The organism is Psychrobacter celer (assembly GCF_016107555.1).
Taxonomy (GTDB): domain Bacteria; phylum Pseudomonadota; class Gammaproteobacteria; order Pseudomonadales; family Moraxellaceae; genus Psychrobacter; species Psychrobacter celer.
The window spans coordinates 1-18,971 of the sequence record NZ_JABASU010000004.1 but is presented as its reverse complement, the minus strand read 5'-3'; the positions used below and the strand labels follow the sequence as shown (position 1 = coordinate 18,971).

Sequence of the window (18,971 nt, the reverse complement as noted above, 5' to 3'; positions counted from 1 at the left end):
TGTGTCAACTAAATTAAAGACGCATCACCGAATCTAATCGACCAGGGAAATAGATAGACAGCTGCATCATCGTCTGTCCCCAATTACGAATCGGCATCGTCCACTTGGCAGAGGCATTTAACATACCAACATACAACAATTTGAGCAAGCTGGTTTCATTCGGGAAAGCGCCTTTGGTTTTAGTAAGTTTACGAAACTGACGATGTACCGCTTCCACCGCATTGGTGGTATAAATAGGCTTTCTGACTGCTTCAGGATACTTAAAATAGGCAGATAGTAAATGCCACTTGTCCCGCCAAGACTTAATCACCGCCGGATACTGATCGCCCCAAACAGCCTCTAAATCATCAAGAGCCAGTTCAGCTGACTCCTTATTAACTGCCTTATAAACAGGCTTTAAATCGCGCATAAAGGCTTTTTGATCACGACTAGCTACATAACGGATACTATTACGGATTTGGTGAATCACACACAGCTGTACTTCTGTATTGGGGAAAATGGCATTGATGGCTTCAGGAAAACCCTTTAGGCCATCCACACAAGCGATGAGAATATCTTGTACGCCACGATTGTGTAAATCTGTGAGCACAGATAGCCAGTAGTTTGCCCCTTCGCTTTCAGAGCAATACAGACCAATGAGTTCTTTTTTGCCTTCGGTATTAAGTGCCAATAGCGTGTAAATGGCTTTGCTGACATAGCGTCCTTCGTCTTTGACCTTGTAGTGAGTCGCATCAAGCCAGACAAACGGATAAACGCTGTCGAGTGGACGAGATTGCCATGCTTTAAACTGCGGTATCAGCTCATCAGTGATGCTACTGATGGTCGCCTCTGAGACCTCAAGTTGGTATATCTCAGCAATGTGGTGGCGTATGTCACGGTAACTCATGCCATGAGAAAATAGCGATAGGATGCGGCTATCGATCTCAGCGGTGAGTTTAGTTTGATGTTTCTTGACCAACACAGGCTCATATTCACCGTTACGATCTCGTGGCGTTTCAAGCTCGAAGCTGCCCGCCGCTGATTTGACGGTCTTTTTGCTGTAACCGTTACGACGGTTGCTTGTAGAACTTTGTTCAAGGTGGCTTTGTATTTCGGCATTTAAGGCAGCTTCGGTGAGCTGTTTGATGAGTGGGGCAAGTACCCCGTCACTGCCTGTGATAGGTTTACCTGCTTGAATGCCTTTTAAGGCTTCGTTAAAGTCAAAGTTTTGCATGGTGTCATTCCTTGTTTTTTACATAGTTTAGGGGAATGACACAGAATTTTGAACACTACCACTCAAACACTAACTCTGTTCGTATTCATAGCGATTTGGTTTTCTTTAACTTTATTCCAGATAGTTTGCGAGTAACTGATTAGGTCTCTATCGGTCAGATTTTCAGTATAGAACAGCTCATTTAACCTTGCGACTATTTTTGATAGCCAGTCCTCTTATTTATCCTTAGCATTGCCAGCTCCACAGCTACCATTATTCAGCGGAAAGAAACCATCCTCTTACAGCTTTAAACCCTGTTGACGTAGCTTAGAAAAGCAGTAGTGACTCATATAATATTACTGAAATAAACCTCATCATCGAGCCTCTCACATAGTATAGTCTCTATATCCTCATTATCGTAATCGATAATCTGCGACATAAATTCATATTGACGGGTTTAATCATGGTGATCTTACACTAAGTCGCTTCGGTGCATTAGTAGCCCTTTTAGTATTTATCATTGTGTTTATTAGTCTTTAAACAGCTGGCTAGTGCTAAAGCTCACTGATGATTATGCTTTTAATAAAATTATTTTATGGATTAAATAGTAATTTCTTAGATGCTTATAGCCTTGTTAACGAGGATTTAAGATTATTAGCGTGATGAATAAATATCGATAATGATTAGATATAAGTAGTAGCAAAAAAAGATGCTAACGCTATATACGGCATATTGTTAGCACCCTTTTTGGGTTCGAAAATTTACTCAGGTGAGTTTGTCAAAATTGGGGTTTGAATCCTCGTTTGGTTGTAGTACAGCTCAATATACCCAATGATATCGCTAGTGGCTGCAAACCTCGTTTTATAATCTTGATGATATACTAGTTCATTCTTCAAGACGCCCCAGAAGCTTTCTATAGGTGCGTTGTCATAGCAATTACCTTTGCCGCTCATTGAGCCTGTAAACTTATGCTGCTCGATAATCTTATGGTACGCATGGCTACAATATTGGCTACCTCTATCTGAATGAACAATCAGTCCTTGAGTAGGTCGTTTGTTCTTGATTGCCATATTGAGTGCACGGCATACTAAATCAGCGGTCATGCGCTTATTGATAGCGTAGCCGACCAGCTCTTTGGTGTATAAATCTTTCACTCCAGCTAAATATAACCAGCCCTCAGCAGTCCAGATATATAGTAGATTCAATTTAAAAATGTTATAGCGCTACTGGTATAAATTTCCTTGCGTGCTGTATACACAGAGGCTGCGAAAAATTCATCCCAGTAGCGCTTTGGAACTTATGACAGTTTTGTTTTGAACTGACTATAGGTAATGTCGCTGACCCATGCTTCGTTAGGACGCTTAGCGTCAAACCTCTGATCTAAAACATTGTCATAGACCAGCTTGTTGTGGTTTGAGTCAGTAGTGACTTTAAAGCGCTTATGACGACGGCATTTGATGCCGTGTTCCTCTTTGATGCTTCTTACCATATACAGGCTAATGTTGTGGCCTTGTTTGCTTAGATGAGCATGCAATCGACGCCATAACGTTCTTTCATTTCATTGTGAGTGGCTTTAACTAGTAGCTCGCACTGATTGCGGTGTACCTGCTGTTCGCTGATGTCACGACTCAGCCAGTCGTAATAGCTTGAGGGCTTAACGCTTAATACACGGCACATAGTAGTGGTGCTAAATATCTGACGATTGTCTTTGATAAAAGCGTACTTTACGGGCTGTTTTTCGCGAAGTACGCGGTCGCCTTTTTTAGAATCTCGCGCTCCTCTTCAGCCACTTTGAGCTGACGCTTGAGCTGCTTTATTTCTTGAAGAGCACTCATAAGGTCAGGATCATATTGCTCTGTGCCAACAAGCTTGCCTTGATTGGCTTTGTTATGCCAGTTTGATAGCGTTTGCATGGCAATACCTAACTGCTTTGCAGTAGCTGAGATATTGCCATTATTATCTGCTATCTTCTTGACAGCTTCAGCTTTAAATTCGTTACTGTAGGTTCTTACTTTCTTGGTCATGGTAAACTCCTGTCAATACGCTTAGTTTACCAAGTTTAGTTGTACGGTTTCTTCAGCATAGCTCAATTATTCAATCGTATAATATCTTTAGGCTAATAGAATCAATGTATATAAGATAACATCATTTCTTACAGGTTCGTCGACCTACCTTGACATGGTAGAGGTTGCCGATTGCCCCATCCACATACTATCGTGCTAAAGAGCTAGAAGAAACCCCTGAAAAGCGTTCACAGCGTAGTCAGCATGACGATTTCTATCTAAATGAAATCAAACGTATTTGGAAGGACAGCAAATGCCGTTATGGTACTCGTAAAGTCTGGCAACAGTTGAAAGCAGAGGGTATACATCCTGCACGCTGCACTGTAGAGCGTTTAATGCGTCAGCATGGAATGCAGGGTATTTGGCGAGGTAAAGGTAAGATAACGACTAAGTCTCGTGACGATCAAAAGCGTGCTGATGATTTGGTTAATCGTAACTTTAATGCCCATCGCCCTAACCAACTATGGGTTGCTGATTTTACCTATATAAAGACACTGAGTGGCTGGGTATATACCGCCTTTATCATTGATGTATTTGCTCGCGCTATCGTTGGCTGGAAAGTATCAGATCGAATGAACACTGATATGGTGATGGCAGCACTAAACCAAGCCATTGCAGACAGAAACCATCCTAAAGATGTCATTCATCATAGTGATCGCGGCGTTCAGTACTTATCAATTCGCTATACTGATAAGATGGCTGATTCTGGCGTCATTGCATCTGTTGGTACAACGGGTGATTCATACGATAATGCGTTGGCTGAAACGGTTAACGGGCTTTATAAAACGGAGGTGATTGAATATTTAAAACAGCAGTGGCAAGGTGTGAGTGATGTTGAATTAGCAACCCTTGAATGGGTCGATTGGTTTAACAAAACTCGCATTCATAGTACGATTGGCTATGTGTCGCCTTTTGAGTTTGAGAGACGATACTATGATAATTTTATTGAGTCAGACAAAGCTGCCTGACTCAAGCAATCAAGTCTCCGATATAGTCGGGGCGGTTCAATTTCCCTGGTCGATTAGATTCGGTGATGCGCCTTTAATTTAGTTGACACAGAGTTTTGAACGCCCTCCCAAGACAGGTGTGGTTTGATTATTATCGTCAGGCTGCGTAATTAAAATCTCCCAAGTTTATGTGTACGGATTTGACGGCAGGGGTCAGACCAAGTGTGCTCAGTCTTAAGGAGCAGATACTACTAGCCCTGACTTATTGGCGTGAATACCGCACGCTTTATCATATCAGTATGGACTTTGGTATTCATGAGTCTTCTGCTAGCCGTATCATTCGTAAAGTAGAAGACACACTGATTGACTCTGGCAAGTTTGAATTGCCTAAAAAGCTGCCCAGTCGTGTCGATGAGGACATCAATTGGTCAGTCGTCATTGTCGATGCCACCGAAACCCCTATTGAGCGTCCAAAAAAAACCAAAGAGACTACTACAGCGGTAAGAAAAAACAACATACCTTAAAAGCGCAAGTGATCGTTCATTGGCAAACAGGATTGATACTGGACATGCAAACATCTAAACAATATGGCTTCCATGACTTGTCTGTCATTTTTCCAAGTATGACAGCCATGAGCCTTCATGCTACTTTGGAGTTGTTCCCATGTATTATCATTAAGCACTGTTCTTGCCATAATTTAGAGAGCCATGTTTGAAATAGTCTCTTTATTTCAAAGCCTTTATACTTACTTTTCCAGATTAGGGACACACCCTAAAATCTCTCAAGTTTATGTTTACAGGATTGACGACAGGGTTAGGGCGCGTCTTCAATTCACTCAATAGTTATCTAAATGTGTTGAAAACTACTATCAATAAAATATAGCAGATATATGGTAAACGCATCTGCTTAAAGCTTTATACAAGTCTTAACGCTCACCTAACCCTTCAGAGAATGTTTTGGTGATAGGCTTGGTAATATAGGACAGCACCGAGCGTTCTTTGGCTTTGATATCGACTGAGGCTGTCATACCTGGTTTAATGACTATTTCGTCACGGTGGTCTTCAAACTCGGCGCCCGTAATTTTGATTTGCGCTCGATAATACGGCTCTTCACCTTTCGGTGTTTGCTCCATCAGAGTATCGGGACTGATATAAACCACATTGCCATTCATAGCACCAAATATAGAATAATCATAGGCATCCAGCTTGACAGTAGCCACCTGACCTTCTTTCACATAAGCAATATCCATTGGGCTAATCTTGGCCTCAACGATGAGATCGCTACTGGTTGGCAATATTTCCATAATAATCTCACCAGGCTTTACGACCCCGCCAATAGTGGTAATAAGGATGTTATTTACCTTACCATCGGTTGGGGCATATAGGTTTTTTTCTTGCAATACTTGCGAGTAGTCGCGCAGCTGCTCAAGCTCAGTATTGAGTTCCTCTTGCGCCTTGGTCATTTCCGACTGCGCTTCTTCAAAGTATTTATTGCGTTTGTTGGTGATTTGCGCCTGTATTTCTGCCACTTGCCGACGGAGCTTAATTACATCAGCCTGACTGACATCTCCATGAGCAAGTAAAGGCTCGTTCATACTCAGCTCTTGATTTGCCAATACCATCATTTTTCGTAAAGAACTAACATCCTGCTCGATAGCACGGCGGCGGCGATTGTACAGTTGCGTTTGATTGTTTATATATTCATCATACTGCAAAATATCATCTGGAAACGTTAATGGTCGCTCATATATTTCAGCTTCAAGTCGAGCCAGCTTGGCTTTTAGGGCTGCTATTTTAGAGCTTGCATTGGCGACTGCCGCTTGTGCCCGCTCTTCTTCTAAGGTAACAACCAGTTGCCCTTTAGTGACGTCTTCACCTTCTTTGACTAAGATATCAGTCAATACGCCACCCTCAACCGCTTGAATGTCTTGTGTACGAGCACTAGCGATAACAGTTGCTGTGGCTCGAGTCACCTGATCTATTTTTGCAAAATAAGCCCAAATAACTAATACAATGATACCGAATAGAGCGCCCCAAATAATGATACGGGTACGTCCAACTTTAGGATCATAAGACTTATGTTGGTAATTATTCATTGGCTTGCCCCACATTATCATCTTTATCAGACTGATCATCAGCTTTCACTTCAATACTTGAGGTTTTTTTACTGATAACACGAGTTTTTGGTTGGCTGACCTTTACTGCGGTTTTATGAGCAGGTTTTCGCTCTTCATTGCTTTGTAATTGGGCCAGCACTTTTGATTTTGGCCCATCCATCACGATTTTTTGATTGTCCATAATGATGATGCGATCAACCAATTGCAGCAGTGGCATTTTGTGAGTGGCCACGATTAAAGTATGATCTTCTCCAAAATGCTTATGCAACACATCGATACACTGTGCTTCCTGCCGATTATCCATAGAGGAGGTTGGCTCGTCCATCAATACCACCGAAGGCTTGGTTAATACTAAGCGTGTAAAAGCAACCAACTGTTTTTGTCCTCCTGATAATCCCTTGCCTCCTTCACTAATAGGCAGATCTAAACCACTAGAGTGGCTGGCAACTAGTCTAATCAGTCCCGTCTTGACCAACGCATCATACATAACGTCATCGCTAGGCGCTGGTAAGCCGATCAATAGGTTTTCTCGTAGCGTGCCCTCAAAAAGGCGATGATCCTGTTGTAGGTAGCCCACTTGCGCACTCAAAGACTCACGACTGATCTGCTGCATGTCAAGCCCGTCTAACAATACCCTGCCCTGTGTGGGCGCATATAATCCAGACAATACTTTTAATAGGGTTGATTTGCCAGAACCAATAGGTCCTAAAACAGCAATACGCTCGCCTGCTTTAATCTGTAGCCTACTGATAGCTAAAGCGGGCTGATCATTATTTTGGTAGTTGAATATCACTTTTTCTAAGTCAAAATTACCTGAGATATGACTGGGCGATAACGGGTGACTGACACCGTGATTGTCTTGCTCTAGTGAGAACAACTGCTCTATATTAAGTTTGGCAGCTTTGGCATGGGAGTGCTGTACCAATAGATTAGGAATACCCATCACTGGTGCTAAAATACGACCGCCTAAGATTGAGCAAGCGATCAAGCCACCCATGGTCATATCTCCTGACATCACTACAAAAGAACCCACAATCACAATACCGACATAGCTGACCTGTTGTATCATCTGTGACAAGTAACTTAGGTTGTCATTGGCATGCTTCATATCCAAATCATTTTTGGTGGTGATGTTCATCACATCAAGCCAGCGTGACAAAAACTTCCAGTTGCCTGATCCGGCCTTAATCGTTTCAACGCCCTCTACCGTCTCTACTAAGATACCTGTCTTGCGATAAGAGGCTTGCGCGCCCACAGCGGCGATACTGTCGATTTTTTTGCGTGCACCAAGACCTAGTACAATCGCCACCACGGCGGCAACAATAGGTACTAAAGCGACTAATGGATTACCAATAATAATAATAAGGGTTACAAATATGATCGCCATCGGTATATCGACCAAGCCAAACAACGTACTTGCTGTATAAAAACTGCGAACCTGCTCATATCCACGCAGCTGCGCCGCCATAGACCCCACAGACCCTGGCATCTGATCGATGCGCACGCCTAATAGACGCTGAAAAACCTCACGTGATAAATACTGGTCGAGATTGACCACCACTTTGTCCATAATCTTGGAGCGGGCAAACTTCATAAAAGTTTCAAATAAGATGACCAGACCTACCCCACTCGCTAAAATAATCAAAGTGTATTCGCTACGAGTTGGAATCACACGATCATAGACCTGCATCGAAAACAGCGATACGGCAAGCGCCAACATATTGATTAAAAATGAGGCAACAACTGCCTCTACAATAATGCCACGGTAGTTTTTGAGGTCTTTTTTTAGAATCTGATCAAAGCTTAACCGTTTACGCTTACTAGGCTCGCCCTCTAATCGTATTCGCAATAGCTGAGTAAAAGCATCACTTGGATGGATACTCACATGCTCAGCTTGACGAAACTGCCACAGCGCTTGTGGTGTTTGCTGTTCAATCACACCCCAGCCTTGTGTAGGATGTAAAGCCAGTAAAGGTAGAAAAGCTGCATCTGGCATGGGTAATGCCTCTGGCAGTTGCTCAACCCCTAATTGCTCCAGTACCTTAACAACACTAGATAGAGTCGTCAGCTCCATTTGTTGATGCAGCACGCCATGGAGACGGACATTATCTACAGGATAGCCTTGCTGGGTAAGTAAAGTACGTAACGCAGTGGCCAATTGTGTTGCTTGTTCACTCAATTGCTCATCAGCAGTAGGTATCGATAGCTGGGCGGCGGTATTTTTTGCAGCGTCATTTGGTGATTCATCATCGGCTTTGGCCTCATCAGAAGCTGAAAAAGGGGTACTCATGATACATATATCCTACTGGTTTACTGGGAGGGGATAAGTGTTTACCCCTGTCGCACTCTTGGGCTTGGCGACATGATCTGATTGCAATACGACTGCCTCAATAACTGCCTGATCGGGCACCTGCCTAGCAGCATCTTGACGAATAAACCAGTTTTTGACGGGATCTAGTGGGCGGAACAGCGGGTCTAGCTGACGACTTTGATCAAACTTCTGCCATGGCATCATGCCAAAATCAACTTGCAGTTTATAATACGCTGCAATAATAGACGTTCGTGTCTCAACTAACTGCGCCTGATATTGAGAATGCTCGCGCACCGCATTGAGCACCTCAAGCCAAGACTTGCGTCCAGCGATAAACTGGCGGCGATAAGAGCTCACCACAATCTGTGCGCCTGCGACTGCTGCGATCAAAGAGCGCTCTTGATCCTTAGCACTAGCAAACTGCTGATATTGAGTTTGAATGGTCTCAAGCACTTGTCGTCTTGACGCTTCTTTTGACTGTGAAAGGCTGTTTACTCGTGAGGCTGATGCCCGGGCTAGTGCCAAATTAGATAGGCCTGCTCCTGGATCATAGCTTAAGCCTACCGAAAACTCACCTTCACTATTATTCTGATTGTTGTTTCTATTTTCATCATGATAGTAGTCGTATTCGTACTGTGCATAAAAAGTCGGATAACGCGCCGCCTGTAATGACTTAACTTCTTGCTTAGCCGCTTCAACTTGATAGTGCCCTTTTACCACAGTAGGATTATAAAAGCTGGCCTGATCGAATGCCATTTTTTCAAAGGTTTGAGAGTAGCCTTTGGCATAGCTGACAAGCTCACCAATATTCGGCACTGGCAGATCAGCTGCTGACAGCTTACGGCCAGTGATTTGCTCTAATCGAGCGATAGCAATACGCTGCTGCTCTACTGCTGCTTGATACGAGTTTTGCTCTTGTAAGATGCGATTGGTTACTAAATCCATCTCGATACGCGCCGATACACCTTGATTGACTCGGCGCTGCATCATTTCCTCAAACTCTATCAACAGTTGCAGATTATCATAATAGACTTGCTGCTTAGACACAGCAGTGATATAGCTTTGCCATGCCTCAATGGTGGTTTTAGCGACTTGATTCTGTTGCTCGTAAATATACTCTGTGGCTGCTTTATCATCAAAAAGTGCTTGATTGACGTTGGCAGTAAGCTTGCCACCCGTCCATAATGACTGCCGTAGCTGAAACCGAGAGACCATGCCATCGTCACGATCATAGCCTGATGACAATGTCGGTGCTGGTAGCAAGTTGAGCTTGGCAGCACGGATACTCTCTGTCGTCGCCTGCTGCTCAGCACGTGCCGAACCAACGAGAGGATGGGTTTCAATCGCTTGGTCAATCAATGTATTAATATGCGTATCAGCATTGGCAAATGCCGCACTTGATAGCGTCATCAGTAACATACCTATTGCGGTTGTCGATACCAAAGGTGATAAGCTATGACGTAGTTTTTTTATGATAAAGCACCTTTTAAACATTGGCTTTTTGATCATTGCTTGGGACTGATCGGGATAAAAATAAAAGTGCAACATGATATTATGGCTTCTTTGCTGCTATTGTTTTTTAGATAATAACAAAGTTCATCGTGATGATTATCAATGATTAAAGACGTATTGAAGCGTTTATTAAAAAGTTTTGAGCCCTCAGCGTCAACATATGGATTACCCTATGCCTCACCCTTCAGCGCCTACGCCAACGAGCAAACCAAAAGATCAGCCAATCCTAACCATCGTATTGGCTCTATTACTGCATGTTTTGCTAGCAATCGTTGTCTACTTTACCGTATTCGACCACAAAAAAACGTCTGAATCGCAAGCCTTAATAAATAAAAACCAGCCTATTACCAGCAAACCTATGATAGCAGAAGACACTAAAATCACAATTGATCAAATAGCGGTTGATCAGGTCACAGTTGATGATACAGAGGTTTTTACCGCTAAAGTGAGCGCAAATACAGAACCTACCGCATCAGCAGCCCCCGTATCGAACAACAATACTGCGACCCAAAACCATAAACCGCAAGAGCATACACCACCCCAAAAACCCCCTTCGTCACAAGAGCCGTCTGTTATAGAGACAAGCCGCAGAGCCTCTTTGAGCAAGGATAGCGAGGACAATGATGATCTTTCAGTGACGACTATCAATAACAGAGCTGTCAATGGTGAGCAACAAAATCTGTCTGGATATCGACTGCAGCAAACCCAAGAAACTCAGCAGCTAAATGCAGATATTGACAAAGACAGCGAACAACTCTCCAAGCTCATTAATGAGGTCAAGCAACGCAATCAACAGCAAATCGATGCGCAACAAGCCAACCAGCCTATAGAGCCGCCTATACTTGCCAGCCCCGCTGATGAGATGACGACACCTGATTATCCCATCTCCCCTATTACCTCATTAGACAAGTCAAAAAACAACTAAATACGTAACAAAAAAGCCATCACAAGTATGGCTTTTTTGTTTACATCAACATTATCTAGAAAAGATAGCAATTATATCACGGTAATATCAGTATCGACATATAGAGTCACCGATGGATCTATAGTGCTCTGATACTGAGCATATCCGGTCTCATCAGACGTTTGCTGTTTTTCAAAATCCGCTGTTAAAGAGACACTATCAGCATTGTCGCCATTGATAAACAGCTCATTGTTACTATCGGTCATCTCAATGACATCACTGGTAGTAAGGTTAGTCAATGACTGCGCGCCAACACCCAGTTCTATGACTTCCATGTTATCAATCACGCTGCTAAAGTCAATACTAGTATCTACTAACAAGGTATCTATGCCGTCACCACCATCCATCAATAGGTTATCTACAGAGAATACAATTTTATCGTTACCTGCACCACCTTTCAGCGTATTGACACCAGTGCCACCATCGAGGAAGTCATTACCGCTACCTCCGATTAAGGTGTCATCACCAGCGCCGCCTTTATAATTCACAGCTACAGACTGTCCAGAGGCATCAACGATATCATTCTCTGCTGTACCTACAAAGGTTTTGCTAAAAGCAATATCGACAGATATAGACGGTAATTTACCATTGTTATCTGTATAAACGCCAGACGTATCCGTCATAGCCCCTACAGTATCGGTAGTGCTAAGCGCAAAGTCCAAATCACCTTTTAGCGGTACAGAAGACTGAATTTGTAAGTCATTTATTTGCTCAGGGGTGATACCAGTTATGGTATAGCTATTAGTACTATCATCCCACACGGCAGTCAACATTTCACCTGTACTCTTCACCCTAAAGCGTAAGACATCATCGGTTAAGCTAACGCCATCATCAGTGATAACCATATTAACGGTCTCACTACCATCCGTGTCTTGCATAACTGCGTTTAGGTTAAGCGTGGTCCACTTACCCTGACTACCAAGAATAGTAGAAGGATTAGCAGTTACCCCATCAGCGACTGGGGTCACATCGAGATCAATCACTAGAGGATCACTAATCATACCGCTGTCATTAACCACCTTCATCTCGATACCAGTTACTTCACCGCTGATATTTTCAGGGGGCATAATGAATATATTAGGCGTTTCACCTGCTGCGCCACTGTTGACGTTACCCAGTTTGGAGGCGTCAATAGACCATGAGTTATTACCGCCAGAATTACCATTGTTACTTGCCAAGACGGGATCGCCATTAGTATCGGTATAGTAGACCAGATAACCATTAGGGATATTGTCTAAGGTGATGGCAGTAGCGGCATCAGTATTGTCTTTATCGATAGTCGCAATCTTATAGTCGATAGCAATCATAGTATCTTCATTACCGCTAGCAGTGGTTTTTGATTGATCACTCTTATCAGTAATACTTAGATTGTCTGGCTGCGACTCGACTGTGACGTCATAACTGTGCTTATAAGTCTTTGTACCACTGTCATGTCCGCTGATATTATGACTCTCTTTATGAGCGGCATAGACATCAACTGTTGCCGTGCCGTCTTCATTTTCGGCAGGTTCATAAAAAATAGGCGTGCCTACATCTACGATATAATAATCACCAGCTGGAATATCAGCAACGTCACCATCTGCCAATGTTACAAGCGTCAAGTCGTTACCATTATCATCCGTTAGTTTTCCGCTAGTGCCATTATCAGTCGTTAGACCAGACTCATCCAGCTGCAGATACAGCTTATCATTAATAATCTCAACATTATTACCGTCAGCCGTGTTGGTTAAGTCGATCTCAATTTCTACTTTGGTGTCCTCATCCGTATCAACTATCGTGGTTTTACCATCATTGTCTATCGGATCCGTAACTGGCTTGATCTCAACCTTGACGTCGTCAACCTGCACTCGTTCCTCGCCACCATCTTTATCCAAGACGGTAAAGTTGGCATTAAAGGTAAGATCTTGGCTACCATCTGTCATATTGGTGCTAAAGTCCTGAGGCGGCTTGACCATTACCTGATCAAGGGCGGCTTCTGGACTAAGGCTGGCATCATCAACACTGATGATCCATTTACCGCCAATCTGCTGCACACTCACCGCTGGGTTGGTACTCTCTAATACAGTGCCTGCTGGCAGATCAGTCAATGAGAAAGTATAAGAGTCGACAGTATCAGCGGTCACAGGATTCAGAGTCGCATCTAATATATCGCCAAGAGTAAAACCAGTATCCTCTAACTGTGCTGGTATTTCTGCCTTACTAGTAAAGCTATCTATTAAGTCAGGCTTGACAGGCGCATCACCACCGCCCGTTCTATCTAAAATAACATCAAAGCTTCCTTCTACACGCGCTTCGCTACCGTCACTACCTTGACCATTAATATCTTGTGTAATACCCGTCACTTTAATAGTGAAAGACCCTTTGGGTATATTGACCGTGCTGTCATTACGCTCAAGCACTAATTCATAAGTCGGCGCTGTGGTAGTGATGGCTGGGTTATTAGGCACATCAACGTACCAGATACCATCTGATAAGATACCACCCACTACATTCAGACCCTCAGGAACATCAGTAACTTCTAGGCGAGTAAAGCTCTCTGAGCCATCTTGGTCAGGTGACGATAGTGATACGGTGACAGAAGCAGTATTATCCGTACCGCTGTTATCAATAGTGCCATCGTTTACATTCAAAATCATACTCGGCTGATCAGTAACCGCTTGGAAGGTCACATTAACAGTAGCACTACCTGAAGTGGACTCCTTAATCTCTGAATTATCAATCAATTTAGCGGTGTCAGTATAAGTGTAGTCAAAGTCTATGCTGACATCATCATCGCTATGACGTTTATCGTCATCGTACATAATCTCGATTGTCTGATCGGGCGTAAATGTCAAAGTTGGTGGTGGGTTAGTTGTTAAGTCCACTTCAGTACCGTCAACACGTAATATGACGTCTTTAGCCATTAGATCAGTTGCTGATAGCGTGATACTCTCAAGCACTTCTTGACCTTCAGTTAAACCGCCTTGATCTGTGGTTGTAAAGGTTGATTCAAAGTCAATAGTCGCCCACAAATCTTCAGTGGCAACGACTTGAGGATTGCTTATCGTGCTATCAGCAGCATCGGGTGTTACTAGAATAGAGACGTTTTGCTGATTGTGGGTGACACTATCACCAGATACCTTCTCTGTAGTGGTACCCGTGATGGTAAAGTTAATTTCACCAGCGAAGTTATCTGGTGTCTTTAACTGTGCAGTATTTTTCTGTAGCGCCTCTAGGGTCACTGACCATACTCGATCAGAACCACTGCCACCTAAGAAAGTGACCCCTGCACCAGTTAAGTTAAAACCAGCAGGTAAGTTTTCAACCCGATAAATAACTTGCTCAGCAGCTGGGCTGTCACCATCATAAGCCTCGATATCCGCAACATCCTTGAATAGGCTAGATAAGGCAATCTGATGGTTACCTGTACCATCTAGCGTCGCCTCGTCAGTGACATAAGTATAGTCCTTACCATTGATAGTGGCGGTCTCTTTTGCTAAGTCATCATTGGTTATTAGATCTGCCTTGCCAATGACTTTAACTGGTAGTGTCAATGCTGGATCAGTTAGGGTACCTGCTGGGAAGAAATCTGATTCATCACCATCGCTCTCAATACTCTTCGCTTGAACCTTGAGAGGCACAGTGCCACTAAAGTTCTCGGGTGGGACAAAGTATAAGTTATCTACCATATTGGTATAATCAGCTATAGTGACTGAACCACTGCTGGTATCTAACAGTGTTACTGTACCATTGTTATCTTGATACAGCTGCACACCTGCTGGTATATCCGATATAGTGACATCATACGTCTCAGAGCCGTCATTATCACGCGAACTTGGACGGATATTGAGTGGGATGCCAGCGTTAGGAATGACATCCCCTCCTTCAGATTCAGCTCTCATATCCGCAGCAGTATCACGATTATTACCACCGGTTATCGCCTGATCTTCAAAACCCCTAGCAGGATCAACCGCTAAGGTTGCTGGATCGGCTACGCCTTTTACATCAAATTCAAATGTTAGGTAACTTTCGCCACTGATGGCTTCACTTACGGTATTATCGCCAGCATCTTCGTCAATATCGACGGTTTTGGCCTCGACTTTTACTGCTGTCTCGGCACCACTGGCAAGGTTGTAGTCGCTATAGTCTTGCGGTGGGGTTACGGTGACGGTATTTAGGTACTCCACAGGAATCTCAACGCCTTCACCGTTGTCGGTTAACTTAATATCCTTTGTTCCGTCATTGTACTTAAATACTGCCCCTTCAACCGATTGGAAACCATTTGCATCATTATAACCAAAGGTCATAAGGGCGAAAGTTTGTTCATAGGGGTCTTGGTTTTCCCAATAACTTCTTAGGTCAAACCCATCGGTATTAAGATCAAAAGCAGTATCTTCTTTTGCGTTAGTCGTATAAGTTTTATCTGGATTAATAGTTAGGTCAGGTCTACCATCGCCGTCACTGTCTACTACGTCACCATTATCGTCAACAACTTTTTCAGCGACTGGAGTAACTGTTACTTTTTGGGTTAATTCTGCTGTACCTGTAACGGTGTTACCACCATCGTCATCAGTGTCTTGGCTGGTCACTGTAAAGGTAATATCAGCATCTTTAGATGAATGAGGTGGTGGAGTGACTGTCATTTGACTTAGATCCGCTGATGGATCAGTCATATTAATGGTTATGGTACTGCCAGTTATGATTGCAACACCAGTAGTATCTTCAAACGTCCAACCCGCTGGTAATTCAAACTTAATCTCGGTGATGATTTCTGCACCAGCGCCATTCTTATCATCCAGCACTTTAAAGCCAAACTTATCAAGGGTGACAGCAGTGTCCTCTTTAGTGCTAGCGTCATTAGCAGTCACTTGACCAGCAACTGGAGTGACGGTTAAGTCTACTTCAACTGTATCTATCAGCTCAGGTACAATCACACCACTTGAATCAGAATCATGATCCTGAGTATATAAAGATACTTTAATGTTATTCATATCAAGAGAATTATGATCATTCGTTTTGATACTAATCTGCGGCGTTGATCCGCCATCAACTAGCAAGGTGGTTTCAGTAGGTGTAGCCGAATCAATGCCGATCAATACTTGACCGCTACTATTGGCAGTAAACTCTTGTACTGCACCACCACCAGCTGGGGTAAACTCGATTACAGTACCTGGAGCCAGACCCTCAATAACAAAACCATAGGTTTCTCTGTTACTGTCATTACTATAGACCAAATCACCGAAGGCGGTGGAGATTGGCAAGGAAACGGTACTGCCTTCAGCAACATTAGCGATTACATTATTACCAGTAATTGAGGTAATACCATCATCAGGCGTAATGGTATAGTTTGAATCAATGCCAAACTCGCTAAAGTCGTCGCCACTTTGGTTATTACCACTGGTATCAGTGACGGCTTGGACATCAACAATAACGGTAGTGCTAGCAGGTTTTCCAGCAACTCCTGTCAATATAGTACCACCACTATTTACTTCATACTCTGTCACCGCCATTTTGATGCTCATGTTGGTAGCATCATCTTTTGGCGGTGTGAGCTTCATTGACTCAAACTGCTCTTTGGTCATGGTGATAGTGCTTGAGTTTTTACCCGGTGGGTTGTTCACTGTACTTACATTGCTAAGCTCAATTCTAACCGTTTGGTTATTACTAGTAATAGTCACAGGGTTTGCACCACCATAATCTAGCACTGTACCCGCACGGAAACCCGTTAAGCTCACCAGTCCAATACGCTCAGGAGTATCATTACTGGTACTTGAGGTATCAAGATCTGTATTGTCTGTAATTGTCGGTGCTGATAGTCCTCCTGATAGTCCTGCAGTTATACGCGCTTGTGATCCTAGCGCTACTGTGGTGTCTTCATCTGTGTCAATGGTATTTTTACCAATTAGGCCAGGTGCATCAGATGCTGGGTTGACGGTGATGGTTAGGGTTTCAGATCCAGCGGAGCGATTAGGGTCTCCGATTGGTAAGCCATTAGAGACGTTGGCGGTGATAGTTGGTGCTTCACCACTATAGTTAGCCGCTGGTTTAAAGCTATAACTACCATTGGCATTAACAGTGATCGTACCAATAGTATTAATGCCATCTGGTATTAATGTGGTTGTCGTACCAGGTGCTATATCTGTCACACCTAAAACGTCATAACTCTCGACAACTAGGCTTTCACCAACATCTGGATCATTAGTATCGTTAGTAAAGATATTGCCTGTTGATGTTGCACTGTCTTCGTTTACTGTCTTTTTATCATTTTTTAACGATATACCATCATTAGTACCCGTGATCGTAACTTCTACATAACGGATTTCACTTTTGCTGATTTCGTTGCCATTCGCTTCTGTAATAACACCCTTGTTATCATTGACTTGTACGGCATAACGGATGGTGATAGTTTCGCCTTCGGGGAGGAAGTCCAGTTTAGTAGAGGGAGCATTAATGTTCCAAGCGCCATTGTTATTGGTTGCTTGAGCAACTGAGAATATACCTTCTAATGCTGCCTTTTGATCAGTTGTCAGCGGTATGTTGTTAATATTACCATAGATATTTTGAGATTTTGCGTAGCTCAATGTGAGGGTATCACTGGTATCAATATCACTAAAAGCAATAATGCCACTTTGAGTAATCACTGAGTCATCTGTCTGCTCGACGAAAGTTATATTTGCAATATTGCCATTACTGTCAGCAGTGATGGTTGGTTGATCATTAGTACCTGTGATGGTGATAGTGAGCTTGGCAGTATCAGTACTACCGTCAGCATCAGTGATCGTATACTCAAAGGTTTCTGTTAAACTTTCACCTAGTGCCAAATACTGTATAGCAGTATTATCAACATCATAAGTATATTCACCATTCGCATTGAGCGTTAGTTCACCGTATTGACCTTGTGTAACGCTTCCAATTGCACCAGTGTTACCATCCACTGCTGTTACCGTAGTTGCTGTTATTGAATTATCAGCACCTAGATCATCAGCCACATCATCTGTCGCGGCACCCGTTGACGTAAGCACGTTGCCTGAAACGATATCTGTTTCTTCGCTAATGGTGTTTTTGTCATCATTAGCAGTCGGTGCGGTGTCGATGATTTCAATATCTAAGGTGTCATTAATAGTATCGCCAATGGTGTTGGTTAATACCACGTCAAACTGATCAAATACCGCACCAGCCCTATGATCTTCTGCATTGCCGTTTTCTGTATATTTGTAAGTTAATACAGCAGTTTTTGTAATTGTATTGACAATATAGCCTGTAATCTCTAGCTTGCCTGCACTACCGTTAATAGTGATAGGATTGCCAGAGGTTGCTAGAGTGACATCTTGACCACTGACAGTCAGTGCAGTAACACTTTGTGGGTCAGTGATATTAAAACTGCCTGAAACGGTATCGCCAGTTGCTTCGGTAACGCTGTTGTCATTTACGGTTAGTGTCGGTGCGGTATCGTTGTCGATAATCGTACCGGTGCCACTGTCATTACCAATGGTAATCGTGGTGGTCTCATCGTTCTCAAGGATACTGTCATTGAGTGTCGGGTAGCTGACACTAAAGTCGGTGACCCCCGCTGGAACGGTGATGGTGCCTGCTACTGGATCATACACGATGTTTGGATTACTAAAGACGGGATTGTTGAGGTAGTCATTACCAGTACCTTCGGTGGCAGGGTTGCTACCACTTGGGGTTAAACTAAACTCATAAGTGACGTCCGCCTGCGTTGTCGCACCATTAACGGTGACTTGATGCACTAAGTCGCCGCCTTCGGTGACGCTTGCATCGCCAACGCTGACGGTCGGTTTGTCGCCTTCTTGCGGTGTTCCGTCTGCAGCGTCTTCATCATAAATGGTACCAGTGTCAGATGCTTGACCAATCTCAACAATGCCA

7 protein-coding genes and 4 pseudogenes are annotated in these 18,971 nt (G+C 43.3%); 3 read left to right on the top strand and 8 right to left on the bottom strand.

Going from position 1 to position 18,971, the window contains the following annotated elements:
• Nucleotides 1-13: 13 nt before the first annotated feature.
• The 3 genes and pseudogenes from JFC05_RS03290 to JFC05_RS03280 all read right to left on the bottom strand — a co-directional run.
• Nucleotides 14-1,213, bottom strand: coding sequence for an IS256 family transposase (locus tag JFC05_RS03290; protein WP_198335759.1), 1,200 nt, complete (start codon nucleotides 1,211-1,213; stop codon nucleotides 14-16).
• Between the two features lie 740 nt (nucleotides 1,214-1,953).
• Nucleotides 1,954-2,385, bottom strand: a pseudogene (locus tag JFC05_RS03285) (IS3 family transposase); the annotation flags it as partial.
• A gap of 134 nt (nucleotides 2,386-2,519) precedes the next feature.
• A pseudogene (locus JFC05_RS03280) lies at nucleotides 2,520-3,216 on the bottom strand (IS3 family transposase); the annotation flags it as partial.
• A gap of 164 nt (nucleotides 3,217-3,380) precedes the next feature.
• On the opposite strand from JFC05_RS03280, the pseudogene JFC05_RS03275 reads away from it, so the two are divergent.
• Together JFC05_RS03275 and JFC05_RS03270 are read left to right on the top strand one after the other, a co-directional pair.
• Nucleotides 3,381-4,223 (top strand): annotated as a pseudogene (locus JFC05_RS03275) (IS3 family transposase); the annotation flags it as partial.
• Nucleotides 4,224-4,390: 167 nt separating this feature from the next.
• Nucleotides 4,391-4,726 (top strand): helix-turn-helix domain-containing protein, encoded by a 336-nt coding sequence (locus JFC05_RS03270; RefSeq protein ID WP_198335758.1) that lies wholly within the window; start codon nucleotides 4,391-4,393, stop codon nucleotides 4,724-4,726.
• Nucleotides 4,727-4,779: 53 nt separating this feature from the next.
• On the opposite strand, the pseudogene JFC05_RS03265 reads toward JFC05_RS03270, so the two are convergent.
• The 4 genes and pseudogenes from JFC05_RS03265 to JFC05_RS03250 all read right to left on the bottom strand — a co-directional run.
• Nucleotides 4,780-4,896: pseudogene (locus tag JFC05_RS03265) on the bottom strand (IS5/IS1182 family transposase); the annotation flags it as partial.
• Between the two features lie 231 nt (nucleotides 4,897-5,127).
• Nucleotides 5,128-6,297, bottom strand: coding sequence for an HlyD family type I secretion periplasmic adaptor subunit (locus JFC05_RS03260; protein ID WP_198335757.1), 1,170 nt, complete (start codon nucleotides 6,295-6,297; stop codon nucleotides 5,128-5,130).
• Nucleotides 6,290-8,608, bottom strand: a complete 2,319-nt coding sequence (locus JFC05_RS03255) for a type I secretion system permease/ATPase (RefSeq protein ID WP_198335756.1) — start codon at nucleotides 8,606-8,608, stop codon at nucleotides 6,290-6,292. Before JFC05_RS03255 ends, JFC05_RS03260 begins: the two co-directional genes overlap by 8 nt.
• Before the next feature lie 12 nt (nucleotides 8,609-8,620).
• Nucleotides 8,621-10,039 (bottom strand): TolC family protein, encoded by a 1,419-nt coding sequence (locus tag JFC05_RS03250; protein ID WP_198335755.1) that lies wholly within the window; start codon nucleotides 10,037-10,039, stop codon nucleotides 8,621-8,623.
• A 274-nt stretch (nucleotides 10,040-10,313) separates the two neighbouring features.
• Between JFC05_RS03250 and JFC05_RS03245 the strand changes: the two genes are divergently transcribed.
• A complete protein-coding gene (locus tag JFC05_RS03245) occupies nucleotides 10,314-11,066 on the top strand; it encodes a hypothetical protein (RefSeq protein WP_198335754.1) in 753 nt (250 codons plus the stop codon).
• Between the two features lie 71 nt (nucleotides 11,067-11,137).
• On the opposite strand, the gene JFC05_RS03240 is transcribed toward JFC05_RS03245, so the two are convergent.
• Nucleotides 11,138-18,971: VCBS domain-containing protein (locus JFC05_RS03240; protein WP_198335753.1), on the bottom strand; the 7,834-nt coding region annotated here is incomplete at its 5' end.